General features: G+C 62.7%; 15 protein-coding genes and 1 pseudogene. 8 read left to right on the forward strand and 8 right to left on the reverse strand.

Features of this window, described 5'->3' with window-relative positions:
* Positions 1-116: 116 nt before the first annotated feature.
* From C2E15_RS12605 to C2E15_RS12640, 8 genes are all read left to right on the forward strand, one after another.
* Positions 117-473: a Dabb family protein gene (locus C2E15_RS12605; protein WP_104957672.1), complete on the forward strand. Its 357-nt coding sequence runs from the start codon at positions 117-119 to the stop codon at positions 471-473.
* A 16-nt stretch (positions 474-489) separates the two neighbouring features.
* On the forward strand, positions 490-912 hold the full coding sequence (locus C2E15_RS12610; protein WP_104957673.1) for a DUF2000 domain-containing protein: 423 nt from the start codon (positions 490-492) through the stop codon (positions 910-912).
* A gap of 110 nt (positions 913-1,022) precedes the next feature.
* Positions 1,023-2,432 (forward strand): phenylacetate--CoA ligase family protein, encoded by a 1,410-nt coding sequence (locus C2E15_RS12615; RefSeq protein ID WP_104957674.1) that lies wholly within the window; start codon positions 1,023-1,025, stop codon positions 2,430-2,432.
* Entirely contained in the window at positions 2,432-3,400 is a 969-nt protein-coding gene (locus C2E15_RS12620) for a branched-chain amino acid transaminase (RefSeq protein ID WP_104957675.1), read from the forward strand. The genes C2E15_RS12615 and C2E15_RS12620 overlap by 1 nt, the downstream gene beginning before the upstream one ends.
* 22 nt (positions 3,401-3,422) lie before the next feature.
* On the forward strand, positions 3,423-4,001 hold the full coding sequence (locus tag C2E15_RS22255) for a type 2 periplasmic-binding domain-containing protein (protein ID WP_104957676.1): 579 nt from the start codon (positions 3,423-3,425) through the stop codon (positions 3,999-4,001).
* Between the two features lie 18 nt (positions 4,002-4,019).
* On the forward strand, positions 4,020-4,565 hold the full coding sequence (locus tag C2E15_RS12630; protein WP_104957677.1) for a carboxymuconolactone decarboxylase family protein: 546 nt from the start codon (positions 4,020-4,022) through the stop codon (positions 4,563-4,565).
* 9 nt (positions 4,566-4,574) lie between these two features.
* Entirely contained in the window at positions 4,575-5,525 is a 951-nt protein-coding gene (locus tag C2E15_RS12635; protein WP_104957678.1) for an ornithine cyclodeaminase family protein, read from the forward strand.
* A gap of 42 nt (positions 5,526-5,567) precedes the next feature.
* Positions 5,568-6,194 (forward strand): LysE family translocator, encoded by a 627-nt coding sequence (locus C2E15_RS12640; protein WP_104957679.1) that lies wholly within the window; start codon positions 5,568-5,570, stop codon positions 6,192-6,194.
* A gap of 174 nt (positions 6,195-6,368) precedes the next feature.
* Here the strand turns inward: C2E15_RS12640 and C2E15_RS12645 are convergent, their stop codons facing one another.
* The 8 genes and pseudogenes from C2E15_RS12645 to C2E15_RS12680 form a co-directional block, all read right to left on the reverse strand.
* A complete protein-coding gene (locus C2E15_RS12645; protein WP_104957680.1) occupies positions 6,369-7,217 on the reverse strand; it encodes a VOC family protein in 849 nt (282 codons plus the stop codon).
* Positions 7,214-8,371 carry an amidohydrolase gene (locus C2E15_RS12650; RefSeq protein ID WP_104957681.1) on the reverse strand — a complete coding sequence of 386 codons (1,158 nt, stop codon included), beginning with the start codon at positions 8,369-8,371 and terminating at the stop codon, positions 7,214-7,216. Before C2E15_RS12650 ends, C2E15_RS12645 begins: the two co-directional genes overlap by 4 nt.
* Positions 8,372-8,373: 2 nt before the next feature.
* The gene (locus tag C2E15_RS12655) at positions 8,374-9,480 is read right to left on the reverse strand and encodes an alkylhydroperoxidase domain protein (protein WP_104957682.1); all 1,107 of its coding nucleotides are present in this window, start codon (positions 9,478-9,480) and stop codon (positions 8,374-8,376) included.
* 12 nt (positions 9,481-9,492) lie between these two features.
* Positions 9,493-10,506, reverse strand: coding sequence for a putative FMN-dependent luciferase-like monooxygenase (locus C2E15_RS12660; RefSeq protein WP_104957683.1), 1,014 nt, complete (start codon positions 10,504-10,506; stop codon positions 9,493-9,495).
* Positions 10,503-12,127 (reverse strand): annotated as a pseudogene (locus C2E15_RS12665) (dipeptide ABC transporter ATP-binding protein). The gene C2E15_RS12660 and the pseudogene C2E15_RS12665 overlap by 4 nt, the downstream one beginning before the upstream one ends.
* On the reverse strand, positions 12,124-12,978 hold the full coding sequence (locus tag C2E15_RS12670) for an ABC transporter permease (RefSeq protein ID WP_104957684.1): 855 nt from the start codon (positions 12,976-12,978) through the stop codon (positions 12,124-12,126). Before C2E15_RS12670 ends, C2E15_RS12665 begins: the two are co-directional and overlap by 4 nt.
* Positions 12,978-13,919 (reverse strand): ABC transporter permease, encoded by a 942-nt coding sequence (locus C2E15_RS12675; RefSeq protein ID WP_104957685.1) that lies wholly within the window; start codon positions 13,917-13,919, stop codon positions 12,978-12,980. Before C2E15_RS12675 ends, C2E15_RS12670 begins: the two co-directional genes overlap by 1 nt.
* Before the next feature lie 12 nt (positions 13,920-13,931).
* A complete protein-coding gene (locus C2E15_RS12680; protein WP_104957686.1) occupies positions 13,932-15,551 on the reverse strand; it encodes a TIGR04028 family ABC transporter substrate-binding protein in 1,620 nt (539 codons plus the stop codon).
* Positions 15,552-15,734 lie beyond the last annotated feature (183 nt).

Here is a 15,734-nt window from a genome sequence, read left to right on the forward strand (position 1 = left end):
CCTGTCGCGCCGCAAGAAGCAAGCAATATAGGTAACAATTTCCCGCCAGGCTACGGCATAATACATTCGCAACTTTAATGATTAATTGAAGTGAAAGCCGAAAGGAACCGACTTCTATGTTGATGCATATCGTCCTGTTTACGTTCAAAACCCCATGGAGCTGGGCTTCTATCGAAGCAATCGATGCGGAACGTTCGACGCGCGCGCACCCTAATTACATTGATGAAATTAAAGGATGGACCTGCGGGCGTAACATTACCCGCCGCGATATCGCCGCCGACTTCGTGGTGATCGGCCTGTTTGAGGGCCGCACGGCGCTGGAAAACTATATCGTGCACCCTAATCATCAGGATGGCGTGGCGAAATGGAAAGCGATCGCCGACTGGCACGTGGTGGATATCGAACTCTCCAGCGACTTTACGCAAAACGCCGGGCTCCTCTCCGTCTTTAACCAGCTGGCGGAAGCCAGCTGACAACCGGGAAATCACTATGAAATTTGACGCCAGCCAGCATCGCTGCACGATTGTTATCGATAAAGATCTGCCTGCCGGCCTCGCCATAAATGCCGCAAGCGTCATCGGCATCAGCTTTGGCCGCACCGTTGAGAACCTGGTCGGCCCCGATATGCAGAGCGTAGATAACATTAACTATCCGGGCGTGATCTACGCACCGCTTCCGGTGTTGCTGGCGCCGGGCGAGATGATCCACGCGCTGCAGGAGACGGCGCAGAGCGATGAAGAGATCTATGTGATGCCCTTCAGCGCGCTGGCCCAGTCCTGTAAAACTTACGACGAATATGGCGAACGCATCTCTTCGGTAGAGAGCAGCCGTATCGAACTGGTCGCCGTCGGGCTTATCGGCCCTAAAAAGAAAATTACTAAAATGACGGGTAATTTGCCGCTCTATAAATAACTGTTCATCCCATACTGAACGCCATCAAATAAGCAGTTTTATAACAGGCTGCTTATTTAAGCGTGCGCCGAAGCCGTTAACTTTTTATTTCTTTATTTAAGGAAAGGAACATGTACGCTATTTTTAAAGATGAGCTATATGAAAAGGCGAAAGAGGTTTACCGGCAACATTTACGCTTCGAGGCCGGCGAAACCGATAAAACCGCGCTGGCGGCGCATCAAAATAAACAGCTGCGCGAGGTGATAAAATATGTCACCACCCACTCGCCATTTTATCGCGAGCATTTAAAAGGTTTAACGGCGACGGATATTGAAACCCTGACGACCGGGCATATTCATACGCTGCCTTTTACCACTAAAGAGGATCTGCGCAGCCACGGCGCCGCCTTAGCCGCCGCGCCGTTGCATAAAAGCTGGATCTATTATGAGACGACCGGCACCACCGGCAAACCCACGCCCTGCCCGCGCAACGAGATCGATTCAATCCATAACAATACGCCGCTGATTATTCACTACCGTCAAATTTTCGAACAGCACGGCACCGATCATATTGTCGGCGTAATGGGGCCCAGTGAACTGCACTCCACCGGCGACACCTTCGAAGATGTGTTTCGTAGCCTGGGCTATGGCGTGGTGAAGATGTGGCCACGCTCGCCGGTAGTCGGCATTAAGCGGGTAATGGCGCTGATTGACGAGCTGAAGCTTACCGCGCTGGTCTGCACGCCGGCGGTAGCAATCTCCGTCGCGCGCGCCTTGCAAAGCGCCGGCCGCAATCCGGCCGAGACCAGCGTCAGGCTGATCCTGACCGTCGGCGAGCTGACCACGCCCGCTCTGCTGCGCAACATCAGCGAAGCATGGGATGCGCAGGTCTACAGCTGTATGTACGCCTCGCAGGAGTCCTCAATCCTCGCCGCCTGCGCCAGTGATGGCCATCTTTATACGCTGCCGTTGAATAACTACTACGAAATTATCGATCCGGTCAGCGGTAAAAACTTCGCGGCAGACCAGGGGCAGACCACCGGCGAGTTGGTGATTACCCACCTCTATCAGGGCCAGAAGCCGCTGATTCGTTACCGCACCGGCGATATGGTGCGCGCCTGCGCCATGCCGGACGGTAGCCAGAAAATTACGCCGATTGGGCGCGTGCGCGACGTGCTGATGCTGAACGGCGCCGCCTGTTGCGCATGGGATTTAGAAGCGGCGCTGCTGGAGCGTCTCAACGGCTGCCTGGATTATGCGATTCAGATCGATAAGGCGCAGGGGCGCGATGTGCTGAATATTACCGTTGAGATGTTTGATAAGACGCAGGAGGTCGGCACGCGTCTGCAGGCGGCGAAGCTGCATATGGAAACGGTGCTGAGCGGCGTGACGGTCAACCTGACGGCGGGCGAAACGGCGGCGGTCACCGGCACCTCGGCGATGGTGAGCTGGAAGGCGGCGCGCCTGCACGATCTGCGTCCGGCGGCCGACAACAGCGATCGCGAAGCGGCGCTGGCGCTGATCAACCGGGGATTCCAGTAATGCGTGAAACCTCTTCTCAGGATCTGAATATGGCGCGTCCGGCGCATCACCGCTGGGTCTGGCTGAACGGCGAATATGTCCCGGCCAGCGAGGCGGCGCTGCCGATCACTACCCAGGCGTTTAATTACGGCACCGGCGTGTTTGAAGGCATTCGCGGCTACCGCCAGGCGGACAGCGAACGGGTCGCGGTATTCCGTCTCGACGATCACCTGCTGCGTCTGCGCCAGTCAGCCTCGCTGCTGGCCATTGACGATCTGCCGGAAGCCGCGGCGCTGGCAGAGATAACCCTGTCGCTGCTGCGGCGCAATGAGGCCGACGGCGACTGCTATATTCGCCCCGTCGCCTACAAGCGCCAGCTGCTGCCGGGCAGCGGCTTCGGCGTCAAGCTCTCCGGCGTCAGCAGCGGCCTGTCGATCAACTCGCTGAATATGGGCGCTTACGTTAAGCAGGAGGGCATCCGCTGCACCCTCTCCGGCTGGCGACGCGTGGCGGATAATGCCATACCCGCCCGGGCCAAGATCACCGGCAGTTATGTCAACTCCGCCCTGGCGATGGAGGCGGCGCAGCGCGGCGGCTATGACGATGCCATTATGCTCAACCATCTGGGCTACGTGGCCGAAGCGACTACCTCGAACGTTTTTATGGTGAAAAAAGGCCGGCTGATTACGCCGCCCGTGACGGCGAACATTCTGGAAGGCATCACCCGCGATACGGTTATCACGCTGGCGCAGCACTATCTGGGCTTAACTGTCGAGCAGCGCGATATTCTGCCTTCGGAGCTGCTGACCGCCGATGAATGTTTCCTGTCGGGCACCGGCGTGGAAATTACCCCGGTAACACAGCTGGATCACTGTCGGCTGCGCAGTAGCGGGACGGAAAGCGTGACGATGGCGATCAGGGAATATTATGCACAGGCGGTAAGAGGAAAATTAAACGCCTTTATGCACTGGTTAACGCCTGTCTGTTAAATACAATATCTGGGTGAAAAAAATGAATTATCATTTTATGGATATGGGTTTGGGCTGTGCCGTCAATTTTCCTGTGCATACGTTGGGTCCTGCCGGAACCAGTAGCGAATACGCCTCGCAATTTTTTCATCACTGGATGAACACGCATTATTCAGCAAGTCAGCATCCTATTTATCTGAATGATTCCTACGAGCTGGCGCGAAATAATGTTAAGGACGCTCAGGGATTATTAATTGTCGCTAACGCGTATCCGAAAATTAATGATTTTTATATGGATACGCGGCTAAAACTGCTGGCGACCTTTCTTTACGACACGCCGCTGTATGGCCTGGTGGCTAAAACCGATTTACCGGCGCGGCCGCTGTTTATCGCTTCTCATCCGGCACCCGTGCCGCTGATTGCCGAGCTGCTGCCGCCAGGCTTGCAGGTGGCGAAAGTGGTGGAGATGGCTTCCACCAGCGCCGCGGCGCAGGCTGTCGCCGAAGGCGAAGTCGATATGGCGCTGACCACGGAGATCGCCGCCCGTCTGCACGGGCTGCATTTTATCTCCCGCACCCGTCCTATTCATATGCTCTGGTCGGTTTTCGCCTCCAACGTTTAACCCCCGATAAGGAACCCTATGACCCGTTTAAAAAAACATACCCTCGACAGCGCGCCGGCCGGTAGCCGCCCGCTGCTGCAAAGCTCGATTGATGGTTTTGGCTGGATCCCCTGGCAGAGCGCCTATATGGCGGAATCGCCCGCGCTGCTTTCAGCCTATCAGTTTGCCCATGACGCCTTTGGCAGCTGCTCGCTCAATGAAGAGGAGCGCGCTGTGGTCTGGATCACCACCGGCGTCCTTAATCAGTGTGACTATACGGTGCAGGCGCACAGCTGGATCGCGGAACGCAAAGGGGTCGATGCCGCGGTGATTGAGGCGCTGGTCAGCCAGCCGGACACCCTGCCGCCCAGGCTGGCCGCGCTTTATCGCTTTACCCGCCAGGTAGTGCTGGCGCAGGGGCAGATCCCGTCGGAGGCAGTGAGTGCGCTGCTGGCCGCCGGTTACAGCCAGCAAAACATGCTGGATGTGATCCTCGGCGTGGCGCAGAAAACCATGTCGACGCTGCTTAATAGCATTGCCCAAACGGACGTCGAGCCGCAGTTTCAGTCTGTCGCGACGCAATAAGGAGCCGCCATGCAGATTATTGGTCGCGAGGCGGTGGAAAGCGCCCTTTCGCCCGCACTCTGCCTGCAGCTGAGCCGCGACGCCTTTACGCTGGTCAGCGCCGGTAAAGTCAGGCAGACGCTGCGCAGCGTCATTGCGGCGGATCAGGGTTGCCTGATGGGCACCATGCCCGCCTACATTGCCGAAGGCCCCTGGGCCGGTTTTGGTTTGAAAACGGTAAAGGTGGATTTCAGCCATCGCGATGGACGCAGCTCTCATGAAGGCTGCATCCTGCTGTATGACGCGACGGCGACGGGCGAGATGGCGCTGGTGGACGCCGCATCGGTCACCGAGCTGCGCACGGCGGCGGCCTCGGCGCTGGCGACCGATCTGCTGGCGCCGCCCGACGCCCAACGGCTGGCGATCCTGGGCACCGGCGTACAGGCAAGGCAGCATGCGCTGATGATGATGGCGGTGCGGCCGTTTCGCCAGCTGTTCCTCTGGGGACGGCGTGAAGAGAGCGTCGCCGCGTTCGCCCGCTGGTGCCGCGAACGGCTGGATCTGGTGGTCACCGTGGCGCCGACGCCGGCGGCGGCGGTCAGCAACGCGGAGGTGATCTGCACCGTGACGGCGGCAAAGGCGGCGTTTCTGCATCGCCGTGACCTGCCGCCGCGTTGCCATATCAATGCGGTGGGCGCCTCGGCTCCCGGCTTTCAGGAGATCGCGCCGGAGGTCTATGCGGCGGTCGAACTCTATGTCGACGCGCGTCAGGCGGTGTGGGATGCCTCAAGCTGTCTGCAACAGGCCAGAGATCAGGGCCTGCTGCCGCAGACGCAGCGCGGCATTGAACTTGGCGAACGGCTGAGCGTCGGTGACGCGCCGAAGGCCGCCGCGCCGAGAACCCTCTTTAAATCGGTGGGGCTTGCCGCGCAGGATTTAGTTTTCGCCCGGGCGATTGTCGCCCGACAGCCGCTGCGCTAAGCCTCATCTGCGCTTTTTTTCTCTTTCTGAACAGGAATAACCATGCTGGGAACCGCTCAAATACTCTCTTATATCGCCGCGCTCGGACTGGCGGCCGCCATTCCCGGGCCGGGCATGACCGCCCTGGTTGCCCGCAGCGTCAGCGGCGGCGCGGTCACGGGCTTCACCATGCTTACCGGCCTGATTCTGGGCGATCTGATCTATCTTTCCGTCGCGGTATTCGGCCTGGCGGTGATCGCCCATAACTACACCTCGCTGTTTACCCTGATTAACTGGGCGGCCTCGTTCTATCTCTGCTGGCTCGCCTGGCAGTTCTGGCGCTACCAGCCGCAAGCGGTCGATATCGATCAGCGGGCGACGCGCAAGGAACTCGCCTCCGCCTGGTTTTCCGGCCTGACCATTACGCTGGGCAATCCGAAGACCATCGCCTTCTATCTGGCGATCCTGCCGCTGGTGATCTCGCTGGATAATGTCTCGCTGCAGATTTGGGGCATGATGCTGGTCCCGCTGACCATTTTCGTGCTGCTGGCGGTAGGCGCAGTATTTATCCTCGCGGCGCTCAAGATCCGCCACTTTTTGACCAGCGCCGAAGCACAGCGCCTGCTGTTCCGCTCGGCGGGCGTGATTATGCTGCTGGCCGCAATAGGCATGGTGGCGAAGACCTTATAGCGGCGGCGAGTTATCCACAGAAAATGGGGATACCCTGTGTATGAATTCGTATAACCCCCGTTTTGCCTGCCGCCGATGCGCTGAAAAAAGGGAAAAACGCGCCGCCAGGCCGCGCGGAAACGCTGAAAAATGGCCAAACGGCGCGTTTTTTCGCCCGACGCGCCGTTTTTCCCGCTATGGATGAAAAAGCAGCGCCAGGCGGCCACCCTGCTCAGCCGATACCACGCGCGTCTCCCCTGCTTTCTCACAGGGAATATCGCCCGCCGCCAGGCTGGCGTCCACTTTGGCAATAGCATCAGTGCGAAAGCTCAGCGCCACCATGCGCGCCAATCCGTTGTCATCCTGCGGCAATGCGCCAAAGCGCCGCTGTGCCCAGTCAACCGGCGCGAACCGCACCCTGGCCGCGCCCGCCGGCAGAATAAACGTCCCCTCCTCCGCCGCCAGCACGCGCCGGGCGCCAAACAGCTGACGATACACCCCGGCGGCGGCGTCGGGATCCTGCGCCACAAGCGTAAATTCACTGATATTGACCACGCCATTGGGATGCCGCTGCCACGCCGGCTGCCACACCGCTTGCGGCGTCAGGTGCTGGCAGAAAAAGCTGCGGCCGTTGGGGATCAGCGACGGGCGCAGCCGCACCGTGCGAAAGCGCGCCTCGCTGACGCGGCCATCGGGCAGCGTCACCGGACGAAAAAAGGCGGCGGGCGCCTCGCCGGCTATATCGCGCTGTTGCAAATGCCGAAAGGTCGCGTCGGCATCAGCGGTTTTCCACACCAGGCCGGTCAGCCCGCGCGGCGCCTGCCAGATATCCTGGCGCTGGTCGCCGCGCCCCGCTTCATACCCCAGCAGCTCAAGATAATTTTCGCCAAATACCGCCAGATGGTTGCTCGACCCCAGAGAATGGTGACCGCGCGGGGTCAGCTGAAAACCGAGCCGGCGATAACGCGCGCGCGCCTCATCCAGCCCATCCGCCACATTCATCACCGCATGATCCAGCACCGGCGTCGGCATGCGCTCCGTCATACGCCTTCCTCTGTTGTGGCATGGCGGGCGACGCGCGCCAGCGCCAGCGGCGCCAGCCGGGTAAAGTAGGCAACGGCCGGTTCGATGATCCCTTCATCAGGATCGAAAGCGGGATGATGCAGGCCGAAATCGCTGGCGCTGCCGATGCTGACAAACGCACCCGGCACGTGATGCAGGTAGAACGCGAAATCCTCGCCGCCCATCTGCGGCGCGGCCGTTTCGGCGCGGAAACCGCTCTGCTGCGCCAAATCGAGCGCGAAATCGGCCCAGGCGGGTGTATTGATCAGCGCCGGCGGCCCGGCGATCCACGTCAGCGCCGCCTGCGCGCCGAAGCCGGCGGCCATATGTTCAATCAGGGTGCGCATCTTTTCCGGGATAGCGGCGCGGATCGCATCGTTATGGGTGCGTACCGTGCCCTCCAGCTCGATCTCTTGCGGCAGCACGTTCCAGGTATTGCCGGCGGTAAAACGCGTAACGCTGACCACCACCGACTCCAGCGAGCTGAAGACGCGGCTCGGCAGGGTTTGCAGCGCGGTGACGATCTGACTACCGATCACAATCGCGTCGATGCCTTCATGCGGGCGCGCGGCGTGCGCCCCTTTGCCGCGAATGCGAATGGTGAAGCGATCGACATTGGCATAATAGGCGCCGCCGCGCGTTTTAAAGGTGCCAGGCGGCAGCTCCGGCGCGTTATGCATGCCGAAAATCGCCTGGACGCCCGTCAGCACGCCGGCGTCGATCAGCTGTTGCGCGCCGTTAAAGGTCTCTTCCGCCGGCTGGAACAGAAAGCGCACGCGGCCTGGCAGCGTCGCCTCCTGCTGCTTCAGGCGATGCGCCACGCCCAGCATGACCGAAGTATGGATATCGTGGCCGCAGGCGTGCATCACGCCTGGCCGCGTCGATTTCCAGGGCCGCCCGGCCGTCTCGTCGATCGGTAGCGCATCGATATCGGCGCGCAGTGCAATCAGCGGCTCGCCATGGCCGATCTCCGCCACCACGCCGGTCGGTGTCTGCAGCGGCAGCAGGCGAATATCACCCTGCTGCAGCCAGCGGGTGATGCGTTCAGTGGTGGCGAACTCATGGTTCGACAGCTCAGGGTGCTGATGCAGCTCGCGCCGCCAGCGGATCAGTTGCTCAGGAGAAGGTGCGGTCATGGTTATCCTTGCGGTTCGGAAGGCAGAACAGGCTCGCCAAGGGTCAGCATCAGGCGATTCGCCCAGGCGAAAAAGGCGGTCGACTGGATCAGATCCAGCAATGCCAGGGTATCCAGCCCGTGAGCGCGCAGCGCATCGAGCAGCGTCTGGCTGACGCTGACCGGCGTCAGGGAGAGCGCGGCGGCGAAATCGATCAGCGCCGCCCAGCGCGGCGACTGGCCGCGAGAGAGCGCTTCGCCCGGCGCGACATCCAGCAGTGCCTGCACCGCATCGGGCTGCTTCGCCAGCTGGGTTGCCTTGCGCGCATGCACCGAGGCGCAGTAGATGCAGCCGTTCACCTTGCTGACCACCGTCGCCGCCAGCTCGCGCCCGGCGCGCGGCAGGCCGCCGGCGGTATAGAAAATGCCTTTATCGGTCAGGGTGCGCTGCTCCAGCAGCGGCAGGTTGCGCGCCAGCAGCCGGAAATAGTCGGAATCGGTGTGGCCGAAACGCGCCAGCGTCGCCTGTTCGTCGGCGTCGAACGCTGCCAGCGGCTTTGCGGGCAGCCACGGCTCCCAGCTCAGCTCCCGCTGCGTAAAGGCGACCGGCGCCGCTTTGCCGCTGGCGGCGCGCGGCGCAGTGTGCCAGCGTCCGGCCAGCGCCGTGCGGCCGCTCTCCGGCAGGGTTTCGCCCTGCAGCAGACGCAGCCCTGCCAGCAGACGGCTCTGGAAGCTGATAAAGGCAACCAGCTGCGCCAGCGTCACCACGCCGCGCTCGCTCCAGCCGGCGTCGCGCAGTACCTGAATATGCTGCGGCGCGGCGGCGGCGGGTTCAAAAGTGAGACGCCGCGCGAACGCCAGCGCCTCGCTATGCCGTCGCGTATCGCTAAGCGGCGCGGCCTGCCGCGCGTAGTGCGCCTGCAGCCCCGCCGCGTCATGCCACGCCGCCGCCTGAGAGGCGATGGCAAAACGTTCGGCCAGCGGAAAATCCGCATCCTGCTGGCTGAACAGCAGCTCGTAGCTGCCCTGCGCATGTCGCGTCGCCGCATCGCGCGTGGCGCGCGCGGCGGCCAGCTCAGAATGCGGATCGATATCCGCCAGCGCGGCGAGCAGATCGGTGGTCTCAGTCATGCTTCTCTCCTGTTAATAAGCCGGCTTCTGGCCGAGCGTACGCAGCCAGGGCGCAATCCGTTCGGCAATCAGTTCAAGGGATCGCAGCGTGTCGGCGGGCGAAGGCTCCACCGAATGCACCTGGAAAGAGATATCGGTGACGCGCGGCAGCACGCTGTCCTGCGCCAGCGACGCTTTTACGGCCTCGGCGTCGCCGATATGGGCATCAAACTGGGCGAAGATCGCATCCAGCGTGTCGCCGCGCAGCCGATGGCCGCTGCGCCGGTACTGCTCCGCCTGCTGGCGCAGCCCCGGCTCCGCCACGCGTCGCGCCCAGCCAGCGGAATCGGCGACGAAGGCGGTGCGCGAGGCGAGAATGCGCGGCTCACAACCTGCCGGCAGCGCCGCAAGGTAGGCATCGATCAGCGGATGCTGGATAGCGTTGAGCGGCTGCTCAGGATAATCGTCCGCGCGCGGCTGGGTGCGCGACAGCATCAGCCCGTGCCCCGCTTCACCGGCGCGCGCCGCCCCCTCCGGTGAAAAGGTGGCGATCCAGACGCGCTGCGCCAGCTGCGGCGCGGCGGGATAAAGGTGGTTATCGGGGTGCCCCAGCGAATCGCCGCGCCAGGCGCTGAGCAGCGTATGCAGGTTGTCGGCAAATGCCGCGCCGCGCTGCCCGAAGGTCAGCCCAAACGGCAGAAATGAGTCCGGCGTGCCGCCGGAGCCCAGCCCGATCTCCAGCCGCCCGTCGCACAGCAGATCCAGCACCGCCGCATCCTCCGCCACGCGCAAAGCATTTTCCATCGGCAGCGTAATGATCGCCGTGCCGAGGCGAATCGTGCGCGTCACCGCCGCCGCGTGGCTGAGAAACAGCAGCGGCGACGGCAGGCCGCCCTCTTTTTCGTGAAAATGGTGCTGGGCGATCCAGGCGCTGTCGAAACCGAGCCGCTCGGCGTGCTGGATCTGCGCCAGCGCCAGACGATAGCGCTGCTGTGCCGGAACGTTATCCAGCAGTCGGGTAAAAAAACCGATACGTTTGACCGTCATGCTGACTCCTTCATTAACGGCGGAAAAGTGGGGATGGCGGCGATCAGCTCGCGCGTATAGGGATGCTGCGGCGCGGCGAACAGGGTAACGGCGTCACCGCTCTCCACCACTTCGCCCGCGCGCAGCACCGTTACGCTGTCGGCAAGCTGCCGCACCGTCGCCAGGTCATGCGTAATAAACAGATAGGTCAGCCCCAGCTCCTGCTGCAGCTGTTGCAGCAATGTCAGGATCTGCGCCTGCACGGTGACATCGAGCGCCGAGGTCGCCTCATCCAGCACCACAATCTCCGGCTGCAGGATCAGCGCCCGGGCCAGCGCCACCCGCTGCCGCTGGCCGCCGGAAAGTTCACGCGCGCTGCGCGTCAGGATATCCAGCGGCAGCGCGACGCGCGTGACCATCGCCTCAACGCGCGCGCGCCGCGCTGCCGCGCTCAGGCGTTCGAAGTTACGCAGCGGCTCCTCAATGATTTGCCGCAGCGACTGGCGCGGATCGAGCGAGGCAAAAGGATTTTGATAAACGAACTGGATGCGCCGCCGCAGCTGGCGCAGCGCTTCGCCACGCAGCCCGCCGATCGCCTCGCCGTTCAGCAGAATGCTGCCGCTGTCAGGCTGTTCAAAGCCCAGCAGGATGCGCGCCAGAGTGGTCTTGCCGGAACCGGACTCCCCGACCAGCGCGTGAGTCGTGCCGCGTGCCACGCTGAAGCTGACATTGTTGAGCGCCTGCAGTCGCTGCGCGTTGCCCAGCGCGAACCCTTTGCTGATAGCGCTGGCCTGCAGCGCCGCGCCGGCAAAGCGCGCGCTTGCGTATCGCAGCGGCAGGCTACGGCGACGCGGCATGGCGTCCTGCAACAGCTGGCGCGTATAGGGATGTTTCGGCGCACCGGTCAGCTGCGCGGCCGGGCCCGCCTCCTGAATCTGTCCGTGGCGAAAGACGATAATGCGGTCCGCCCGCCCGGCGGCCAGCGCCAGATCGTGGGTGACGAACAGCACCGCAGTGCCCGATTCGCGCCGCAGCGCGTCAAGCAGATCGAGAATGCGTTTCTGCACCGTGACGTCAAGCGCGCTGGTCGGCTCGTCGGCGATAATCATATCGGGCTGCAGGGCGATCGCGATGGCGATCAGCACGCGCTGCTTCATCCCCCCGACAGCTGGTGCGGATACTGATTCAGTCGCTGTTCGGGATGGCTGAGGCCGACGCGTGTCAACAGCTCCAGCGCCCGCTGCCGCCGCGCGTCGCGTCCGGACCGGGTATGCAGCAGCAAGATTTCTTCAACCTGCGCGCCGATGGTTTTCACCGGATTCAGGGCGTTGCCCGGATCCTGCGGCACCAGGCTGATGCGCGCGCCGCGCAGGCTATCGAAATACGTCGGCGACCCGGCGGCGATATCGACGCCGTTCAGCAGAATGCGCCCCTGCTCGCGGCGGCCATTCTCCGCCAGCAGCCCGATAATCGCCTGCGCGGTGGTGGTTTTACCGGATCCCGATTCTCCCACCAGCGCCACCATCTCGCCGGCCTGTAGATCGAAACTGACATCATGCACCACCTGGCGCCACGCATTGCCGCTGCGATAGCTCAGGCTGAGATGTTCTACCGCCAGCAGCGGATAGGGTGTTGCGCTCATCGACGACCTCCTGAGAGCTGAAGGCTGATACGGTTGGCGGCCAGCACAACGGCCACCACCACCATGCCGGGAAAGGTGGTGAGCCACCACGCGGTTGACAAATAGTTGCGCCCTTCGGCGATCAGCAGCCCCCACTCCGGCGAAGGCGGCGGCGTGCCGTAGCCCAGAAAGCTGAGCGTCGACAGCGCGAGGATCGCCTGGCCGAACTGCAGCGCGGCGAACGCGATAAGCGGCGTCATAACGTTGGGCAAAATATGGCGCCGCAGCACGGCGAAAAAGGTGCCGCCGCTGCCGAACGCCGCTTCCACGTAGTCACTGCGGCGGATACGCACTACCTCGCCGCGTGCCAGGCGGGCGAAGCTGGCGACAGACGCGACGCCCACCGCCAGCGCGGCGTGCAGCGTGCCAAAACCAAGCAGGATCAGCACGCTCAGCGACAGCAGCAGTGAAGGAATGGAGAGCAGCACGTCCACGCAGCGCATCATTAGCGCCTCGCCTTTGCCGCCGCTGGCGCCCGCCAGCAGACCAAGAAGCGTGCCCGCCGTCAGCCCCATCGCTACCGCCGTCAGCGCGGCGGACAGTGAATCCGCGGCGCCGTAAACGATGCGCGCAAAGAGATCGCGCCCCAGCTGATCGGTGCCGAGCCAGTGCCCCGCCTGCGGCGCCAGACGCTGCGCGCCGGCGATGCCTTCGGTGGCGCTGTAATCAGTCAGCAGGCCGGGGGCGATCGCCGCGACGCCCGCCAGCAGCAGCACCAGCCACGCCAGCCAGAGACCGGGCTGAAGAGCGCGCGAGGCGCGCAGGGTAGCGGTAGGCGCCTGCCGCGCCGCAGAGTCATCGACAAGGCTCATCACGCACCTCCGGCGACATGTTGCAGGCGCGGATCGAACAGCGGCATCAGCAGATCGACCAGCAGATTAATCACCACGAAGCCCAGCGCGGAGATCATCACCACCGCCTGCAGCACCGCCACATCCTGATTGTTTACCGCCTGCTGCGTCAGCTGCCCCAGACCGCCGAGGCCGAACACCGTTTCGGTGATCAGCGCGCCGGCGATCAGTTCGCCCAGCAGCAGACCGGCGATCGTCAGCGCTGGCAGCATGGCGTTACGCAGCACGTGCCGCCACAGCACGCGGCTTTCGCTGGCGCCTTTGGCGCGCGCCATCGCCACAAAGGGCTGCGTCATCACCTCATCAATGCTGCGCAGCAGGATCTGCGCCAGCGGCGCGGAGATCGGCACCGCCACGGCGACGATCGGCAGGATCAGCCCCTGCCACGGCGACGGGTTGATCACCGGGATCCAGCGCAGCTGAAACGAGAAGAGCTGGATCAGCGCGATGCCAAGCCAGAAGGTTGGGATCGAGATAAATAGCGCGGGTGTCGCGGCCAGCAGCGAACGCAGCGGGCGCAGCAGCGGCTGATGCGCCAGCGCCGCCAGCGCGAACGCCAGCCCCAGCGCCAGTGCGAAGCCGCACAACGCCAGACGCAGCGTATCAGGCAGATTGCTGGCAAGCTGCTCGCTGACCGGCACGCCCGCCTGCACGGAGTAGCCGAAATCGCCCTGCAGCATGGCGGCCAGCGTGTGCAGATATTGTTGCCACAGCGGGCCGTCGGCGCCGTAGGCCAGACGCATTTCGGCGATCTGCTGCGGGCTAAGCCCCAGATCGGGGTTCTGAAACTTGATCAGCACCGCATCGCCGGGCAGCACCTGCAGCAGCACAAAGGAGAGCGTGTAGGCGGCCCACAGCACTAACAGCCCCAGACCCGCCCGTTGCAGCAGATAATGTCGCATCGTTCACCTCGCTTAATGTTTTTCCAGCCAGGCGCCGTAGAAAGCGGGACGCCCCACCGCTTCGAAGCGGACGCCTTTCAGCCAGGGCGCGCCGGCAAACACCTGCGGCTCCTCGAAAATCGGAATGACGTAAGCGTTATCCAGCAGGTAGCGCTGCGCATCGCCGGTGAGCTGCAGGCGCTTCGCCGGATCGACCTCCGCCGAGATCGCCGTCAGCAGCGCGTTCAGCGTGTCGTCGCGGAAATTTTTCACCTTGTCGCTGGTGCCGCCTTTTTGCAGCAACGCGTCACGGTTGGCGGGATAGAACATGCTTTTCACCACATCAGGATCGGCGCGGCCGACTTCCGAGACGGTGAGCGGCGTTTTCAGCGGATCGAGGTTATCCAGCGTTTTACTGCCCGCATCGCCCGCCTTGACCGTCAGCGCGACGCCTGCCTGCCGCCACTGCTGCGCCACCAGCTGCAGTACCTCTTTATTTTGCGGTTGCGGCAGCGATTCATAGACCGTCAGCGCCAGACGCTGGCCCGCTTTTTCGCGGATACCGTCCGCGCCCGGCGTCCAGCCCGCAGCGTCCAGCAGCGCCTTTGCCTGCTGCAGGTCATATTTCAGCTTATCGCTGAGATCGACGAAGCCGGCGGCGCTGGCGGCGAGAACCGATTTTGCCTGCGGATAGTGAGGCGAGAAGAGCGTATCGACCACCTGCTTTGCGTTGGTGGCGCGCAGCAGCGCCTGGCGCACGCGCAGATCGCTGACCAGCGGGTTATCGGGACGGAAACTGATGCTGTCGTTGACGCCGCGTGTCGGTGCGGCATAGAGCGGGAAATGTTGCTCGCTGGCCTGCCGTTCATCATAGGCCTGTACCTGGCGGATAATATCCGCCTGGCCTGCCAGCAGCGCGCCGATGCGCACGCTATCCTCCGGCGTGACGATCACTCTGATGCCGTCGAGATTGGCCGGCCCCTGTTGAGGGCTGCTTTTCGGCCCCCAGCGGTAATCTTTGCGCGCCGTTAAGTCCACTTCGCGGCCCAGCTTTTCGCCGCTGACGACAAACGGGCCGGAGCCGATAATATGGCGTGCGTCGCCCAGCTGATCGAAGCTGCGCGCCAGGGTACTGAGAGAGACCAGACCCGAGCCGATGGTTGCCGTGCCCTGCAAAAAGCCGGGTGACGATTTTTTGAAATAGAACTTCACGGTAAGCGGATCGATCACTTCGCTGCGCGCGTAGTTGTTGATCACCTCGGAGACCGGCAGGCGCTGCGCCTTATTGCCCAGCCCATAGGTATCGAAGTTTTTCGCCACCGCGTTAGCGTCCAGCGGCGTGCCGTCGGAGAAGGTGACGCCGGGACGAATTTTAAAGGTGTATTCGGTTTTATCGGCGTTGCTGCTCCAGCTTTCCGCAATCCACGGCTCCACCTCCAGCGTTTGCGGATTTTGCCAGGTCAGCTTATCGGTGATCTGATTCAGAATGCCGCCGTTGGGATAGAAGCCGCCGGCGGGCGGATAGAGATTCGTGTGCGCCTGCTGCTCAAGATAGATCAGCGTACCGCCCTTCACCGGCTGGTCGGCGGCGTGAACGGTGAGACTCCCTGCAAACAGAACCAACGCCAGCGGCGAAAAACGCAATCGCATCATTAGGTGAATTCCTTTGTTATCAATTGTCTTAACGGCGGAATTCATCATCAATGGCGGGGCTACGCAGGTGAACCAATCAATTACGCATAGCTTATCCGGAAAACACAAATGGCGGCCGGCGGCGCCTTAGCGCCGTATCAGAAAGGCCGCAAGAATAAGGGGTTGCCGGATGGGCCGGGGTTA

Source organism: Mixta gaviniae, assembly GCF_002953195.1.
GTDB classification, from domain to species: Bacteria; Pseudomonadota; Gammaproteobacteria; order Enterobacterales; family Enterobacteriaceae; genus Mixta; species Mixta gaviniae.